This is a genomic window from Pseudoflavonifractor sp. An85, assembly GCF_002161235.1.
In the GTDB taxonomy this organism is placed as follows: Bacteria; Bacillota; Clostridia; order Oscillospirales; family Oscillospiraceae; genus Enterenecus.
This window is the reverse complement of sequence record NZ_NFHE01000002.1, coordinates 129586-144584: the sequence shown is the minus strand read 5'-3', so window position 1 is coordinate 144584 and position 14999 is coordinate 129586. Positions and strand designations below refer to the sequence as shown.

17 protein-coding genes and 1 riboswitch are annotated in these 14999 nt (G+C 55.6%); of the genes, 1 reads left to right on the top strand and 16 read right to left on the bottom strand.

Annotated features, from left to right (window positions below; translation table 11 throughout):
* Position 1: 1 nt before the first annotated feature.
* From B5G37_RS02095 to hprK, 3 genes are all read right to left on the bottom strand, one after another.
* Positions 2 to 1294, bottom strand: coding sequence for a folylpolyglutamate synthase/dihydrofolate synthase family protein (locus B5G37_RS02095; protein ID WP_087253290.1), 1293 nt, complete (start codon positions 1292 to 1294; stop codon positions 2 to 4).
* A gap of 74 nt (positions 1295 to 1368) precedes the next feature.
* Positions 1369 to 1503: riboswitch (THF riboswitch) on the bottom strand.
* Between the two features lie 56 nt (positions 1504 to 1559).
* On the bottom strand, positions 1560 to 3389 hold the full coding sequence (gene glmS, locus B5G37_RS02090) for a glutamine--fructose-6-phosphate transaminase (isomerizing) (protein WP_087253288.1): 1830 nt from the start codon (positions 3387 to 3389) through the stop codon (positions 1560 to 1562).
* Between the two features lie 76 nt (positions 3390 to 3465).
* Positions 3466 to 4410, bottom strand: coding sequence for an HPr(Ser) kinase/phosphatase (hprK, locus tag B5G37_RS02085; protein WP_087253286.1), 945 nt, complete (start codon positions 4408 to 4410; stop codon positions 3466 to 3468).
* Positions 4411 to 4577: 167 nt separating this feature from the next.
* Here hprK and rpmB point away from each other — a divergent pair, with 167 nt between their 5' ends.
* A complete protein-coding gene (rpmB, locus tag B5G37_RS02080) occupies positions 4578 to 4766 on the top strand; it encodes a 50S ribosomal protein L28 (protein ID WP_087253283.1) in 189 nt (62 codons plus the stop codon).
* Positions 4767 to 4836: 70 nt separating this feature from the next.
* Here the strand turns inward: rpmB and B5G37_RS02075 are convergent, their stop codons facing one another.
* The 13 genes from B5G37_RS02075 to B5G37_RS02015 all read right to left on the bottom strand — a co-directional run bounded on the left by B5G37_RS02075 (position 4837) and on the right by B5G37_RS02015 (position 14938).
* Positions 4837 to 5532 carry a hypothetical protein gene (locus B5G37_RS02075; RefSeq protein WP_087253280.1) on the bottom strand — a complete coding sequence of 232 codons (696 nt, stop codon included), beginning with the start codon at positions 5530 to 5532 and terminating at the stop codon, positions 4837 to 4839.
* Positions 5529 to 6170 (bottom strand): ABC transporter ATP-binding protein, encoded by a 642-nt coding sequence (locus B5G37_RS02070; protein WP_087253278.1) that lies wholly within the window; start codon positions 6168 to 6170, stop codon positions 5529 to 5531. The genes B5G37_RS02075 and B5G37_RS02070 overlap by 4 nt, the downstream gene beginning before the upstream one ends.
* Before the next feature lies 1 nt (position 6171).
* Positions 6172 to 6999: a hypothetical protein gene (locus tag B5G37_RS02065; RefSeq protein WP_087253275.1), complete on the bottom strand. Its 828-nt coding sequence runs from the start codon at positions 6997 to 6999 to the stop codon at positions 6172 to 6174.
* A complete protein-coding gene (locus tag B5G37_RS02060) occupies positions 6996 to 7703 on the bottom strand; it encodes a hypothetical protein (protein ID WP_143482854.1) in 708 nt (235 codons plus the stop codon). Before B5G37_RS02060 ends, B5G37_RS02065 begins: the two co-directional genes overlap by 4 nt.
* Before the next feature lie 28 nt (positions 7704 to 7731).
* Entirely contained in the window at positions 7732 to 7878 is a 147-nt protein-coding gene (locus B5G37_RS15140; RefSeq protein ID WP_158099326.1) for a hypothetical protein, read from the bottom strand.
* A gap of 863 nt (positions 7879 to 8741) precedes the next feature.
* Entirely contained in the window at positions 8742 to 9170 is a 429-nt protein-coding gene (locus B5G37_RS02050; RefSeq protein ID WP_087253268.1) for a hypothetical protein, read from the bottom strand.
* Position 9171: 1 nt separating this feature from the next.
* Positions 9172 to 10038 carry a DUF4367 domain-containing protein gene (locus B5G37_RS02045; protein WP_087253266.1) on the bottom strand — a complete coding sequence of 289 codons (867 nt, stop codon included), beginning with the start codon at positions 10036 to 10038 and terminating at the stop codon, positions 9172 to 9174.
* A 59-nt stretch (positions 10039 to 10097) separates the two neighbouring features.
* Complete coding sequence (locus tag B5G37_RS02040; RefSeq protein WP_158099325.1) at positions 10098 to 10625, bottom strand: sigma-70 family RNA polymerase sigma factor; 528 nt, start codon at positions 10623 to 10625, stop codon at positions 10098 to 10100.
* 141 nt (positions 10626 to 10766) lie between these two features.
* On the bottom strand, positions 10767 to 11774 hold the full coding sequence (locus tag B5G37_RS02035) for an NAD(P)H-dependent glycerol-3-phosphate dehydrogenase (RefSeq protein WP_087253263.1): 1008 nt from the start codon (positions 11772 to 11774) through the stop codon (positions 10767 to 10769).
* Complete coding sequence (locus B5G37_RS02030; RefSeq protein WP_087253261.1) at positions 11771 to 12709, bottom strand: glycerol-3-phosphate acyltransferase; 939 nt, start codon at positions 12707 to 12709, stop codon at positions 11771 to 11773. Before B5G37_RS02030 ends, B5G37_RS02035 begins: the two co-directional genes overlap by 4 nt.
* Positions 12710 to 12712: 3 nt before the next feature.
* Positions 12713 to 14041, bottom strand: a complete 1329-nt coding sequence (der, locus tag B5G37_RS02025; protein ID WP_087253259.1) for a ribosome biogenesis GTPase Der — start codon at positions 14039 to 14041, stop codon at positions 12713 to 12715.
* Positions 14042 to 14205: 164 nt separating this feature from the next.
* A complete protein-coding gene (gene rpmF / locus B5G37_RS02020) occupies positions 14206 to 14385 on the bottom strand; it encodes a 50S ribosomal protein L32 (RefSeq protein WP_087228973.1) in 180 nt (59 codons plus the stop codon).
* Between the two features lie 49 nt (positions 14386 to 14434).
* Positions 14435 to 14938: a DUF177 domain-containing protein gene (locus B5G37_RS02015; RefSeq protein WP_087253257.1), complete on the bottom strand. Its 504-nt coding sequence runs from the start codon at positions 14936 to 14938 to the stop codon at positions 14435 to 14437.
* Positions 14939 to 14999: the final 61 nt, after the last annotated feature.

Sequence of the window (14999 nt, the reverse complement as noted above, 5' to 3'; positions counted from 1 at the left end):
GTTACTCTCCCTTTTTCGACAAAATGTGAGCACGAATCTCGCCCACCGAATACAGGGAGCCCAGGGCGCACACCACCCCGTCCTCTCCTGCCAGCTCCACGGCCCGCTCCACCCCTTGGGGAATGGAAGAGGCTGCAAAGGTGGGCTTTCCGTACTGGGCCAGCTCATGGGCCAGGGTTTGTGCGTCCAGCGCCCGGGGACTGGGGGGCGTGATGGTGACAAAGGCACAGCCCAGAGGGGCCACCGCCTGGCACAGACCCGCCCGATCCTTGTCCTCCAGTACCCCCATCAGGAGCACCGGAGTTTTTCCCGGGAAATAGCGTTTTAAATTATCTGCCACCGTGGCGGCGCACTGGGGGTTGTGGCCCCCGTCCACCACAAACCAGGGGCGGCGGAGGAGCACCTCAAAACGGCCCGGCCAGCGCACCCGGGCCAAGCCCTCCCGGAGCGCCTGGGGAGACACGGGGTACTTGTGGGCAATGGCCTCCAAGGTGTGGAGTACCACCGCGCCGTTGTGGCGTTGGTTGCCTCCCAGCAGCGGGACAAAGAGGCTCTCCCCCTTCCAGTTCCACCGCTGCCCCTCCGGACACTCCTCCTCCAGCACCACCCGGTCTGCCCGGGCGATGGTGAGGGTGGCATGGTGGGCCTGACAAACCTGCTCCACTATCTGGGTGACGCTGTGGCTCTGCTCATAGAGAATGACGGAACAGCCGTCTTTGATGACGGCGGCCTTTTCCGCGGCGATAGCCTCCACGGTGTTGCCCAACTGGGCGGTGTGGTCCAGGCCGATGTTGGTGATGACCACCGCTTCGGGGGCGGGGATGACGTTGGTGGAGTCCAGCCGCCCTCCCATGCCCGCCTCCAGCACCACAAGGTCGCAGTTCCGGCGGCGGAAGAACTCCAGAGCTACGCAAGTCACCAGCTCAAACTCGGTGGGGTGCTCCTCCATCTGGTCGGCCAGTTCTCCCACCCACTTGGTGATAGCAGCCAGTTCGTCTCCTGGGATCTCCTCCCCATTCACCTGCATCCGCTCCTCAAAGTGGTGGATGTAGGGAGAGGTGTACAATCCCGTGGTGTAGCCAGCGCAGGTAAGCACGCTGGCCAGCATGGCGGCCGTGGAGCCTTTGCCGTTGGTACCCACCAGGTGGATAAACTTCAGCTTCTGCTCCGGATTGCCCATGGCAGCCAGCAATGCCTGGGTACGCTCCAACCCTGGGCGGCTGCCCAGCCAGGAAAACGAGTGAATGTAGGCCACGGCCTGTGCCCCATCTTGCAGGGGCGGGTGTTTGTCCATAAAAATACCTCCTTTGCACGGGCAGCCCGTAAACGGGAACGCCGCACAAAGGAGGGACAAGAACTCCGCTATGCGGCAGCGGGATGCGGTGGGCACACTGCAAGCCTCGAGGTTTCCCTCTGGCTATTCGTCCGGCGGACAACTCCCCGTCCCGCCGGCACTGTCTCCCCCAAAAAGGGAGAGAACCACACGTGCGCACCTACTCTGCCTGTTTGTCTGTCAGTGTACTCCTTTGGTCTAAAAATTGCAAGACAAATTTTCAACCTTATTCTACGGTGACGGATTTGGCCAGATTCCTCGGCTTGTCGATGTCACACCCCCGGTGCAGGGCCACATAGTAGGCAAACAGCTGCAAGGGCACCACGCCCAGGGAGGGCAACAGCAGCGGATGAGTGTCGGGGATGGTGACCAAGTCGTTGGCCACTTCTGCCATCCGCTCTCCCTGGCTCTGGGTGGTCAGAGCCAGCACCGACGCGCCCCGGCTTTTCACCTCCACCACATTGCTCAAAGCCTTGTCAAACAGCGGCCCATAGGTGCCCACCGCCACCACCAGGGTGCCGTCTTCAATGAGGGAGATGGTGCCGTGTTTCAGCTCCCCGGCGGCGTAGGCCTCGGAGTGGATGTAGGAGATCTCCTTAAGCTTCAGCGACCCCTCCAGCCCCAGGGTGTAGTCCACGTTACGTCCCATGAAGAAAATAGACTCGTGGTTGAAGTACTGAGAGGCCAAATACTGAATCTGGCTCTGTTTTTCCAGCACCTCCTCCATCTGGGCGGGCAGCAGCAGCATCTGCTCCAACACCTGGGTATACTCCTCGTCCGCCACCGTGCCCAGCCGTCGGGCCATGTACAGCCCCAGCAGGTTCAATACCGCCAGCTGGGTGGTGTAGGCCTTGGTGGTAGCCACGGCGATTTCTGGCCCTGCCCAGGTGTAGAGCACCTCGTCTGCCTCCCGGGCGATGGAGGAGCCCACCACATTGACAATGGCCAGCACTTTGGCCCCCAGTCGCTTGGCCTCCCGCAGAGCAGCCATGGTATCCAAGGTCTCCCCCGACTGGCTGATGACAATCACCAGGGTATGTTCATCCACAATGGGCTCCATATACCGAAACTCCGAGGCCAGGGCCACCTCCACCGGTTTGCGCAGCAGCCGTTCCAGGTGGTACTTGCCCACCATGCCCACATGGTAGGAAGAACCGCAGGCCACGACGTACACCTTGCTCAGCCCTCGGATGTCCTCATCGGTAAGTGCAAAGTCCTCCAGATACACCTCTCCGTCTTGGATGCGGGGGAACACCGCCCGGCGCAAGGCCTGGGGCTGCTCCATGATCTCCTTGAACATAAAGTGCTCGTAGCCGCCCTTTTCCGCCGCGTCCACCTCCCAGTCCACCTGGGAGACCTCTTTGGTAATGGGCTGGAGCAGGCTGTTGTAACACTGCACCCCCTGGCTGGTGAGCACCGCCACTTCTCCATCCTCCATATAGATGACGTCCCGGGTGTGGCGCAAAATGGCGGTGACATCCGAGGCCAGGAAGTTGGCCCCCTCGGCCAGACCCAAAATCAATGGGCTGTCCTTGCGCACGGCAATGAGCTGGTCGGGCTGGTCACAGCACAAAATGCCCAGCGCATAGGCTCCCTGAATCCGGTGGAGCACCCGCCCCACCGCCTCCAACAAGTCCCCCTGGTAGAAGTACTCCACCAGCTGGGCCACCACTTCGCTGTCCGTCTCGGAGACAAAAGGTACTCCTTTGCTCTGGAGGAAGCTTTTCAGCTCGGCATAGTTTTCAATGATGCCGTTGTGCACCACGGCGATGTTCCCGCTGTGGCTGACATGGGGATGGGAGTTGACATCCGAGGGTGCGCCGTGGGTGGCCCAGCGCGTGTGGCCGATGCCGATGGTGCCCTGGATCGCCCGTCCCCCCTGGATCATATCGGAGAGCACCTGCAAACGCCCCTTGGCTTTGGCCACCCGCACCTTTCCCTGGCTGTAGATGGCCACACCGGCGGAGTCATAGCCCCGATACTCCAGACGGGACAGACCATCCAGCAAGATGGGTGCGGCCTGTTCCGCTCCCACATACCCTACAATTCCACACATAAAACTTCCTCCTTACTTTCCTAGTCCTAAAAAATGCGACAACGCCCCCTGGGGGGCGTTGTCTTCCTTGACATCCTTATCGATCTGAAACTTGACTGTCGATGTGAGCATCAATCTGGCGGGTAAACTCCAGCGCTGCATTGTGTCCCATCTTCTTGTTACGGTTGTTCATGGCTGCCACTTCGATGATCACCGCCAAATTACGGCCCGGCTTGACGGGGATGGTCAAAGTGGGAATCTGCACCCCCATGAGCTCGGTGTAGAACTCATCCGCCCCCAAGCGATCATACATGGTGTTGTCGTTCCAATTCTCTAACTTCACCAGCATATCGATGTTGGTCTCAAACTTAACGGCCGACATACCAAACAGCCGGCGCACATCCACCACGCCAATGCCTCTGAGCTCAATGTAGTGGCGAATCAGTTCGGGGGCGGTACCCACCAGACGGTTGTTAAAGCCCTGGCGAATTTCCACCGCGTCGTCGGCAATGAGCCGGTGGCCACGCTTGACCAGCTCAATGGCGGTCTCACTCTTGCCCACGCCGGATTCGCCCATGAGCATCACGCCCTCGCCGTAGACCTCCACCAGCACGCCGTGGCGGGTGATGGTGGGAGACAGAGCCACACGCAGGAAGGCGATCATGTTGCTCATGATGTCGGCGGTGTTCTCCTTGGTGCGCAGCAGCACCTGGTCGTACTTCTTAGCCGACTCCAAGCACTCAGGGTACGGCTCCAACCCACGGGCGATGATCACCGCCGGGGTGTGGTAGGAAAACAGCTGGTCGAAACGCTCGGTGCGCTCCTCAGCCGTGCGCTCCTGCAAGTAAGACCACTCCACCAGGCCCAGCAGCTGCATGCGCTCCCGGTCAAAGTAGTCAAAATAGCCTGTCATCTGAAGGCCGGGACGATTCACATCCTGAATGCCAATCTGCCGATCCCGATAGCCCTCGGGCCCGTACAACACTTCAAGGTGAAACTGGTCGATGATGGTGCCCAGCCGAATGGTAGGCCCTTTTCCCATAGTTACACGCCCTTTCCTGGAGTTATGTGCCTTTTATTTTACCACAAAGCCCCAACGAAAAAAATACTTCTTTTTCAAAATTGCCCCTTGATTTTCTCCATCCTTTCTGGTAAGATATCGTAGTTATCGTATGAATGAAATTCCAACCAGCGAGGAGGTTTGTAGATATGGCCAAATGTGAGTTCTGTGGTAAGGGCGTGACCTTCGGTATCCAGGTCTCCCACTCCCACCGCCGCTCCAACCGTCCCTGGAAGCCCAACGTCAAGCGCGTCAAGGCTGTGGTGGACGGCACCCCCAAGCACGTCTATGTGTGCACCCGCTGCCTCCGTTCCGGCAAGGTCACCCGTGCTGTGTAATTCCATACACCCATGACTCAAAGCCCTGTACCGCATGGTACAGGGCTTTCGTCTCTGTATGGGCATTTTGTCAGCGGGGATATTTCTGGATCATTTCCGCTTTCAGCTGCTCCCAGGCTTCTACCATCTCGGAAGTCATTCCAAAAAACTCATTGTCCTTCGCCTCCGAATAGGGCACATAGGTGCCATAGTTCCCTGTAGCCTGAAGCGGCACATTGTCCGTATGGTCATAACAAAACACAGGCGCCACCAAAAACGATACCGTCTCTCCCGTCTCCTTCTCAAATCCTTTGCAGCAAGAATACACGGGAAGATCAGAATCCAATGCGTCAATTTCACCATTGGCAAACACTAAGTACTCTCTACCGACGTCCATGATATTGACATACTGGCGCTCGATGGAGTATGGCTCCACAAATACAACAGACCATCCTCTGCGGCTTAAGTAAATTTCCCGACCTACCTCCAATCCATCCCCCGCATAAACCTGTTTCACTTTTACCTTTTGCTGTGCTTGTCCAAAGAGAACCTCCAGATCTCCCAGTACCTCCACCCGAAGAATATAAGGGCTCTGGGGCAGATACTCTTTCATAACCCCACAATTATCCACTCCAAAGCTACCATCCACTCCCGCTACCATAAAATGCTCTTTCCAGTTCTCTTGGGAGGTATAGTCTGTAAAAGTTGGACGAATCACCGCGCCTCCATACACCGCTGCAGCAATGGTCAAGGCTGTCACAGACAGCAATACCCACCGCATCTTCATCCTACGCCCTCCTCTCTCAGTTTGCCACTGTCCAGCCGGTACACCTGATCCGAGAGCAGGCGGATGTCCTCATAGTTGTGGCTGGCCAGGAGCACCAAAGCACCCCGCGCTTTCTCCTGGGCAATGATCCCCCTCACCTGTTCCACCGCCTCGCTGTCCAGGGCGTTGGTAGGCTCGTCCAGCATCAGCACGTCGGGCTGCTCCATAATGGCCTGGGCAATGGCCAGCCTCTGCTTCATGCCCAGAGAGTATTTGCCGTAGGTGCGCTTGTCATCCGGGTCCAGCCCTACCCGCTCCAGCACCACCCGCAGATCCGCTTGGGTGCACTTCTTTTGGACATTCGCCAGATAGCGGAGATTGTCCAACCCCGTGAGATTGGGATACAAACCCACGTTCTCCAACACGATACCCAGGTTGGGGAGCACCGCAAAATCCCGTTTCAGCACTTGATCCCCCCAACACACCGTCCCAGTGGTCAACCCCATGAGACCAGACAGGGCCCGAAACAACATAGTCTTGCCCGATCCGTTGCGGCCCACAAAGCCGTATACCTTGCCACTGTGCAGCTCCAGGCTCACGTCACAGAGAATCTCTCGCCCTCGAATGGTCTTGGAAATGTGTTCTGCGGTCAAAATCATGTCATGCCCCTCCCGTCTCAAGATTGGATACCAAAATATCTTTTTTCTCAATCACTACCAGCCCTACTGCCACCACAGCTGCCATCATCAACGCTATCAGCAATAGGGAATCAGACAGTGCCAGCACATGACTGTACTTGGCGGGCAGCACCTCCTCTAAACCGATTGTTTCTCCGTTCTGCCACCCCAGCACCAGCCGGGAGATGGGGTCAAGAAACAACAGCCTGGCCAGAGCGGGGTCGGCGAGCTCCAGCTTCGACCCAGTGCACAGCGCTGCCAGCATGCCCGCCTGGATGGCAAACACCACCAGAAACCCGGTGCTGCTCCCCCAAATGAGGGCCAACAAATTCACTCCCAAGGCCATGGTGAGCGTCCACAGGGTGAACAAGAGCACATGAACGCCCAGTAAGAGCCACCCGTCTCCCGTCCACACCACCTCCCATCGCAGGAGCGCCACCAAGATCGTGGTACCTTGGAGAAACACCTGGAGAACGAAAAGCCCCTTGCACAACCCCCACAGTTCGGTAAAGTACCACTTTATCCGATTGGTGGTGCGGGAGAATACATACACGCTGGCCACGCAGAACTGCCGGTACAGCTGAATACCTCCGTAAAATTGGTAGAGAAAGAAGGGGAGCATCAAAAAGCCGAAATCCACCATGGCCCCATAATAGAGCCCCATGGTAAACTCTCCCTGGGATCCAGAGAGCTGGAGCACAAGCTCTTGAAGCGAAATCTGCCCGGTGTAGGGGTTGATTCTGGAAAAACTCAGCAGCACTCCACACACCACAGCGATGACCACATACCCTCCATATTTTCCCCCCTTCATAGGCAATCCCTCCGGCTGGCCCAGCCTATGGCACCCATGCTGCCCACGGCAATCACCACGAGAAACACGAGAAACACTGACATGTTCTTTGCCGCTTCCTCATGGAGCATTACAAAATTATACCAAGCAACGGACTTCTCCATCTCCCCCCAAATCACTTTGGCATACACACTGAGATTCAAAAGGATAAAGGTGGGCAAAAACACGGTAATGCGGAACTTCACCCGGTACAGAGCAGACACCGCCACACCGAACGCTCCCATCAACCCAGAAAAAAAACCAAAGAGCAGCACCTTCACCACAGCATATCCATAGGGGGAGCGGATAAACAAATCCGAAAACATATAGCTACGTACCATATCAATATAACCGGAATCATAAGCGCTCCAGTTGGACAAATCACCCATAGGTTTGGCGGAAAAGGTAATGACATAGAGAACCATTTCCGCCAAGAACGGAATCACGAAGACCACCGCTGTCACCACAAAGGCGGAGAGAAGCTTACTGAAATAATATGTCCCGCTGCCCATACGGGTGATCATAAGCACATGTTCCTGGGTCCCCCGCTCTTTGGCCAAGACAAAGCCCGCCGGACATACCACCAACAGCGGATATAGTTGGATCAACATCATGGACAGATCTGCCTTATATCCAACTAGGTTCCAACTCAGCAGACCCATTTTCGTGGTATGAGCCAGAGCCATGATATCGTATCCCCGAAACTCCTGGCAATTATCCAAAAAGTTTGCCAGCACCAACAACATTAACACACAGAATGTCAGCACCGCCTCTTTCTGCCGCATCAAAAATACGATCTGTGATCGCGTAATACGCAACAACATGTAACTCCCCCGTTTTTTCATGGCCTAACACTCCCATATCTCAGCAATCCAGTCCTATCTCTCGCTCTTTCATGGACTTAGGCTGCCTGCCTCTTACTGTCAGTTACGAGGCTCCCAGTCTCCCTTCAGCGAGACGACAGCATACGCCGATTTCTCAGAATTTCCTCGGAATTGAAAATACAATGCCCCTATGTGCGTATATCCATCCCTAAGTTCCATATCCTGGTACCCGCTTCCTTCTCGTATTCTCTTATCGGTCTCTACAGAAATGATAATACCACTGTAGTCTAGGATCCTGCAACGGATGTACTCATACGTATCAAAACCAATTTTGTCTGGATATACGCTATGGCACTAGACCCTAGCCCCCCTTATTCCCGGGGTGTGCCAGACAGATTTCCATATACTTGTCCACACTTGATTTGCCGGAATATGGACCAACACATTATCCACGGAGGTAGACGCAGCCGCCGGCAAAATCATCACCGCAGCTATAGCCAGTCCCAAAAGCCCTGTTATCAATCTTCCGGATTTTTTCATGATTGTTTTCCTCCTTTGTATGATGTGTTTCATATTGCCTTGTGACCGCCGTAGGATAGACCTTCCGCTCTGCCCTCCTCTCATGTTGAACTCACGGCATATCACAGGGTCACTAATTCCTGCGAATGAGGCAGTCAGGAACGGGGCTAATCTTCATTGACTTCCCTTCGTTTATATAGTGTCACATGGTAAGCAATCCTGACATAAATCTTTCGATATTTTTTGAATTTTTATAGAAATTGATTGTCCTTCCGTAATACACTATCCATATTATGGGTTCATCTGTAAGAAAAAGCAGCTAGAATAGCGTTTTACGCCATTCTAGCTGCTTTTTATCCTCAGTTTTGACTTCAACCAAATTTAGTACGGCGCTGTTACCTTCTGGGTCTGCACGTACCTAACATCATAATCACTGTTGGTACCCGCACACAGGGTGACTTTTGCGTAATAGGTGATACCAGGCACGCCTTTGTATGTATAGGTCACAATGTGAGCAAAACTACTTTCAGGAGATAGCAATCCGTTGGATGTGGTTCCCTGTATGGTGGTTACACGACTGCCATTGGACTGATAGATTTCAATTTTCAACACTCCTATTTTAACAACACTCCTCTTAGCTGTAATATCACACCTGATACTAACCTGACCTGTCCTTTCTCCTTGACTTGCAGAAACAGCATACCGTGTAATATAATCACTGGCACGAGTCTGGGCATGAGTATGGGTTCCCGCAGCGCAAAGCAACGCCAAGGACACAAAAAATGCCAGTAATGCTCTCCATCTTTTCATTCTATTCTCCCTCTCCTATCGATTCGTAAATTTTCACTGCAGTCTCCTCCGATATATCGCCAGACACAAAGCAAATCACATTCTGATATCGGAATACCGACTGCTCATCTCCACCATTTGTATAAAAGTAGGCCACTCCTCCATTAGACAACTGTTGCTCCTGTACGGGGGTATCATCCTTCTCAAACGTTGCATATTGCATCTGTTCCATGTCCCCATAGACATCCGCACGCAGATAGAAGGTAGACAAATTCTCTCCGCTAAATGTAACAATAGCAGTAGACTGTTCCTGAGTTTCATAGGTCTGAACGTTCTCTGCCATATACCCATCAGGAATCCAGGCGGGCAGGTAGTCTTTCAGTTCCATGCCCTCCAGCTCCTGGCTCCCCTCCATCCACGAGGAGGAGGGGTTGTCGCCCTGATAAGTGAAGCGGAAGGTCTCCTCCGACCACTGGACGATCACACCCCAAAGGTCGATCCCAGCGGCTTGGGCCGCAAGCATGGTGGCAAACAGAGTGCAGATGACGGCTGCTACCACCGCCACCTTTCGGGGAAGCCGCCTCAGATAATAACGTTTGCGGGGAAGGGCCTCTTCGGACTGCTCCAGCTGTGGCGTGCTGTCATACAGGGACTGCCCCTCCCCCTCCGGTGTACAGTACTTCTCTTGGAATCGTCTCCAAGCATCGTCCACCCCTTGCGTCCGATCTGACTGCGGGCGTTCTCTGCTGGAAATGATGCGTAAGGCGTAACGCACGCATTCCTCATCCAAATCTTCGGTGAAACAATCGGTGCGGATCAGTTCTTTCAGCGTCTCTGTGTCCAACTGCTCCAATTCCCGGAATTTTGATGGAATGGATCGTTCCTCCAAATCAGGCACCTCCTTTCACTTCTATGATGTACGCAACTGCTCCATCTTGACATACTTTTTCACCTGTTTTTTCTTTGCCTATGCTCCGGGAACCCCACCAGCAATTTTCCCCGAATACGGGACAAACGCTTAGCACTGGCCCATACCGTCAGGCCGTATTTCTCCGCCAACTGGGAATGAGAGTAGTTCTTAAACGTGGCATCCACAAGGAAAGAGATTTCTTCTTCTTCCAACACCTTACGCAACCTCTGAAAGAGGGGTTGTTCCTCCTTCATCAGCACCAGCTGCTCCACAGATTCCTCCGAAGGAAATACCGTTAAATCCAGACACTCCACCAAGTACTTGCGGTGGCGTTTCTGGATCCTGGTATAATTACAGATTTTGAACTTCAGCGTCTTCATCAGCCACCGGCTTGGATATGGGTGTTCCAGAAGGCGATCCACTTGGTTGGTAGCCTCATGGAACGTATCTTGCACCATATCTTCCGCCAAATCAGAGCTGCCCAGACACACCCGTGCATAAGACAGCAAATCGTAATAGTACCCACCAAAAAGTGCTTCCAAAAATCTGTCCTGTTCCGGTTCCATCCCGCCACCTCGCTTCCTTTTACGCTTACTTTTTTGCATTGTAGCACAAGGCGTAAGGCTTGTAAATTTACTCAGAACAAAAAAGCACAGAGAGATGTCTTTATCCCTCTGCGCTTTCCTGCGATATTCGATATTTGTCGGTCACAGCCAGATCTCTTCCAACTCCAGCTCGGAGCGGCGTTCCCGCACCATGAGCTGGGCCAGAATCACGTGGGGGTCTTTACCCTCGTAGAGCACCTGATAGGCACCCTCGGCAATGGGCATCTCCACCCCCATCTTGTGGGCCAGCTGGCGGGCAGAGTCGGCGGCATAATAGCCCTCCACCACCGTGCCGTCCTTGCCGCCCACAGCCTCCTCCACCGGCATTCCCTTGCCAATGGCAATGCCTGCCCGGCAGTTGCGGGAGTGGACGGAGGTACAGGTGACAATGAGGTCGCCCAGGCCGGACAGACCGGCAAAGGTCTCCTTGTGGGCTCCCATGGCCACGCCCAGACGAGCCATTTCGGTGAGGGCCCGGGTCATAATGAGGGCCTTGGTGTTGTCCCCATAGCCCATACCCATGCAGCAGCCGGTACACAGGGCCACCACGTTTTTCAAGGCAGCTCCAATCTCCACCCCCAGGATATCCGGGGAGGTGTACAGGCGCATGCGCTGGTTCATAAACAGATCCTGGGCCAGCATGGCCGCCTCCTTGGATTCGGAGGCCACCACCACGCCGGTGGGCACCCCACGGGCCACCTCTTCGGCGTGAGAGGGGCCGGAGAGCACCACCACCGGGCAGTTCGGGATCTCCTCATGGATCACCTCATGGAGAAGCAGACAGCTGTCCTTCTCAATGCCCTTGGACACACTCACCAGCACGGTGCCCTCTTGCAAATAGGGAGCGATCTGCAGGGAGGTGGATCGCACGGCAAAGGAGGGGGTGGCCAGCACCACCACCTGGCTGTCCGACAACACGGACAGATCACAGGTCAGCTCCAGTGCCTGGGGCAGTTCCACGCCCCGCAGAACCGGGTTTTCCCGGCTCTCCTGCATCTGGCGGCACTTATCTTCCCGACGGCACCACATGGACACCCGGTGTCCGTTTTCCAGCAGCACCAGAGCCAGAGCAGTACCCCAGCCACCGCTGCCTACCACGGTGATGTTCATGCCTGCGCCTCCTGCTCTTTCTTTTCTTTCGGAGCCTCGGCCTCTTCCACCGTCTCTTCCTCCGGGGCTGCTGTTTCTTCCACAGCCTCCCCCTCTTGTGTGGAAGTCACCTCGCCCTGAGCAGGAGTTTCTTCCTCCTCTTGGGCGAGTTCCTCCTGGGTTTCGGCGACAACTTCCTCAGAACTCTCTTCCTCTGCGGAAGTCTCCTCACCGCTTCTCTCCGGCGTTTCCGCCGGGGGCGCTGCTTCTTCCGCGGCCTCCGCCTCCGGATTCTTCTTTTTGTGCAGAGTGAACTTGGACTCGGTGCCCTTGACCAGGCGCACCATATTGCCCCGGTGCTTGAACAAGATCAGACCGCCAATGATGATGGCCAGCACGGTGATGAGCACATCCTGATAGACAAAGGCGCTGACAAAGGGGAAAGACAGGCCAGCCCAGCAGGAGCCCAGGGACACGTACCGGGTGAGGATGGCCAGAATGAGGAAGCCGCCCCACACCACCAGGGCCACCCGCCAGTCCATCATCAGGGCGATGGTGCCACCGGACAGGATACCCTTACCGCCCCGGAACTGGAAGGTAATGGGGAACATGTGGCCCAACAGGCAAAAAAGGCCCGCCCAGTACTTGCTCAGGGTGATGAGCTCGGGAGACATGGCCCCAGCGATCCACACGGCAAAAAGCACGGCGATCACTGCCTTGACAGCATCGGAGAGAATGACCACCAGGGTTAAGGGTCCGCCGAAGGTGCGGTAGAAGTTGGTCAGACCTGCGTTTCCGCTGCCGTGGTTGCGCACGTCATCCCGGAGAATGTACCGGGACACCACCACAGCGCCGTTGAAGCAGCCCAGGAAGTAGGCCAGCACCGCAATGCCCACCGCTGCCAGCGCCAACCAGCCCACTGACACATGGGCGGTTTCCATCACATGGTTCAGCATGGTTTAGTCCTCCTTGTCGCCCTTCTGCCGGATGGTGATACGCACGGGCGTGCCCACCAGACCGAAGGTGGCGCGAATTTGGTTTTCCAGATACCGCTGATAGGAAAAATGGAACAGCTTTGCATCGTTGCAGAAGATAACAAAGTGGGGGGGCTTCACCCCGATCTGGGTCATATAGTAGATTTTCAGGCGGCGTCCCTTGTCCGTGGGAGGCTGCACCCGGGTCTGAGCGTCGGCCAACACCGAGTTGAGCACGCCGGTGGGAATGCGCATAGCCGCCTGGTTGACCACGTTCTGAATGAGCTGGAACAGCTTATCCACACGCTGGCCGGTTTTGGCGGAAATGAAGTGGATGGGGGCGTAGGTCATATAGGACAGGTCCCGGCGCACCTCTTCCTCCATGCGCTTCATGGTCTTGTCGTCCTTTTCCACGGCGTCCCACTTGTTGACCACGATGATGCAGGCCTTGCCCGCCTCGTGAGCCAGACCGGCCACCTTGGTGTCCTGCTCGGTGACACCTTCCTGGGCGTCGATCATAATGAGGCACACATCGCTGCGCTCAATGGCCATGGTGGCCCGGAGCACGGAGAACTTCTCGATACGGTCGTCCACCTTGGACTTCTTGCGCATACCGGCGGTGTCAATGATGAGGTACTTGCCCGTCTCATTTTCAAAGTAGCTGTCCACCGCATCCCGGGTGGTACCTGCCACATTGGAGACGATGACCCGCTCCTGTCCCAGAATGCGGTTGGTCAGAGAGGACTTGCCCACGTTGGGCTTGCCGATGATGGCCACCTTCACCACATCGTCCTCCACCTCTTCCTCCTCCTCGGGGGGGAAATAGGACAGGCAGGCGTCCAACAGGTCGCCGGTACCGTGGCCATGGACGGCGGAAATGGGATAGGGGTCGCCCAGGCCCAAGTTGTAAAACTCGTAGATGTCCGGGTTGGTGGGACCGGTGGAGTCCATCTTGTTCACCGCCAGGATCACTGGCTTCTTGGAACGCTGGAGCATACCGGCCACTTCCTGGTCGGCGGCGGTCATACCGGTGCGGATATCGCAGACGAAGATAATCACGGTAGCGGCCTCAATGGCGATCTCCGCCTGAAGGCGCATAAAGGCCAGAATTTCGTTGTCGGTTCCCGGCTCAATGCCGCCGGTGTCCACCAGATCAAAGGTGCGGCCCAGCCACTCGGCCTGGGCATAGAGACGGTCACGGGTGACGCCAGGGGTGTCCTCCACAATGGACAGGCGCTTTCCCGTCAGCTTATTAAACAGCATGGACTTTCCCACGTTGGGGCGGCCCACAATGGCCACCAAAGGTCTTGCCATGATAATCCCTCCTTACACTCAAACTTCAGTATATCAAATTTCACGGAGCATGAAAAGCAAATCTTGACCAAATCAGGCGTTTCCGCCATTCTCACCAGAAAAGTGCGTAAAAGAGGCTGTCGCAAAGGAGAACTTTGCAACAGCCTCTTTTTCATCACAGGCGATCACTCGCTGACAGTAACCTCACGACCATTGTAGGTCATGCAGTTCTTGCAGACGCGGTGAGGCAGGCGGACAGCACCGCACTTGGGGCAGGTGTTGACACCGGGAGTCTCCAGCTTCCACACGGAGCTGCGACGCTTGTTTCTGCGCTGCTTGGATACTTTACTCTTAGGGACGGCCATTTTGACACCTCCTTATCGGTCAATGTCCGCAGACATATGTTTAACAACATCATCCATCCTGACCCAACAGCTGGGCCAGCTTGGACAGACGGGGATCGATCTCTTTCTTGCAACGGCAGGGCTCATGGTTCAGGTCTGCACCGCAGCCCGGGCACAGCCCCTTGCAGTCTTGAGAGCAGAGATTCTTTGTGTCCATATTCAAGAGGAACACATCACCCAGCAACTCCTCCACGTCCAACTGCATATCCCCATCCAGCAAAATGATGTCATCATTCTCCTCATTTTCCAACTCGGCAGCCAGCATGGACTCAAAGTCCACCGTCTTCTCCTTGGAAAAAGGTTGGGCACAGCGGTCGCAAGTCAGCGACAGGGTGGTGGCCATACTGGCCTGGAGCAACAGCACCCCCGCCATATTCCGCACCCTGCCTTCCACAGTGACAGGTTGGGACACAGGGTGTTCCCCATTCCACTCCAGCTGGCTCAGGTCCATCTGGAAGGCAAAGGGCAGGGTGGTACCCGGCTCGCGGGCAATTCGCTTCAAATCCAGTTTCATCAGCACACCTCGCATAACGACACAAATGGTATTATACTCAATACCCTCTCACTTGTCAAAT

What these genes read in the sequence shown, in the direction of transcription:
- glmS (WP_087253288.1), bottom strand. Translation starts at nt 3,389, where the DNA reads ATGTGTGGAATTGTAGGGTATGTGGGAGCGGAACAGGCCGCACCCATC.
- rpmF (WP_087228973.1), bottom strand. Translation starts at nt 14,385, where the DNA reads ATGGCCGTCCCTAAGAGTAAAGTATCCAAGCAGCGCAGAAACAAGCGT.
- hprK (WP_087253286.1), bottom strand. Translation starts at nt 4,410, where the DNA reads ATGGGAAAAGGGCCTACCATTCGGCTGGGCACCATCATCGACCAGTTT.
- B5G37_RS02015 (WP_087253257.1), bottom strand. Translation starts at nt 14,938, where the DNA reads ATGAAACTGGATTTGAAGCGAATTGCCCGCGAGCCGGGTACCACCCTG.
- B5G37_RS15140 (WP_158099326.1), bottom strand. Translation starts at nt 7,878, where the DNA reads ATGGGAGTGTTAGGCCATGAAAAAACGGGGGAGTTACATGTTGTTGCG.
- B5G37_RS02070 (WP_087253278.1), bottom strand. Translation starts at nt 6,170, where the DNA reads ATGATTTTGACCGCAGAACACATTTCCAAGACCATTCGAGGGCGAGAG.
- B5G37_RS02040 (WP_158099325.1), bottom strand. Translation starts at nt 10,625, where the DNA reads ATGGAACCGGAACAGGACAGATTTTTGGAAGCACTTTTTGGTGGGTAC.
- B5G37_RS02030 (WP_087253261.1), bottom strand. Translation starts at nt 12,709, where the DNA reads ATGCTGAACCATGTGATGGAAACCGCCCATGTGTCAGTGGGCTGGTTG.
- B5G37_RS02095 (WP_087253290.1), bottom strand. Translation starts at nt 1,294, where the DNA reads ATGGACAAACACCCGCCCCTGCAAGATGGGGCACAGGCCGTGGCCTAC.
- der (WP_087253259.1), bottom strand. Translation starts at nt 14,041, where the DNA reads ATGGCAAGACCTTTGGTGGCCATTGTGGGCCGCCCCAACGTGGGAAAG.
- B5G37_RS02060 (WP_143482854.1), bottom strand. Translation starts at nt 7,703, where the DNA reads ATGGCTCTGGCTCATACCACGAAAATGGGTCTGCTGAGTTGGAACCTA.
- B5G37_RS02050 (WP_087253268.1), bottom strand. Translation starts at nt 9,170, where the DNA reads ATGAAAAGATGGAGAGCATTACTGGCATTTTTTGTGTCCTTGGCGTTG.
- rpmB (WP_087253283.1), top strand. Translation starts at nt 4,578, where the DNA reads ATGGCCAAATGTGAGTTCTGTGGTAAGGGCGTGACCTTCGGTATCCAG.
- B5G37_RS02035 (WP_087253263.1), bottom strand. Translation starts at nt 11,774, where the DNA reads ATGAACATCACCGTGGTAGGCAGCGGTGGCTGGGGTACTGCTCTGGCT.
- B5G37_RS02075 (WP_087253280.1), bottom strand. Translation starts at nt 5,532, where the DNA reads ATGAAGATGCGGTGGGTATTGCTGTCTGTGACAGCCTTGACCATTGCT.
- B5G37_RS02065 (WP_087253275.1), bottom strand. Translation starts at nt 6,999, where the DNA reads ATGAAGGGGGGAAAATATGGAGGGTATGTGGTCATCGCTGTGGTGTGT.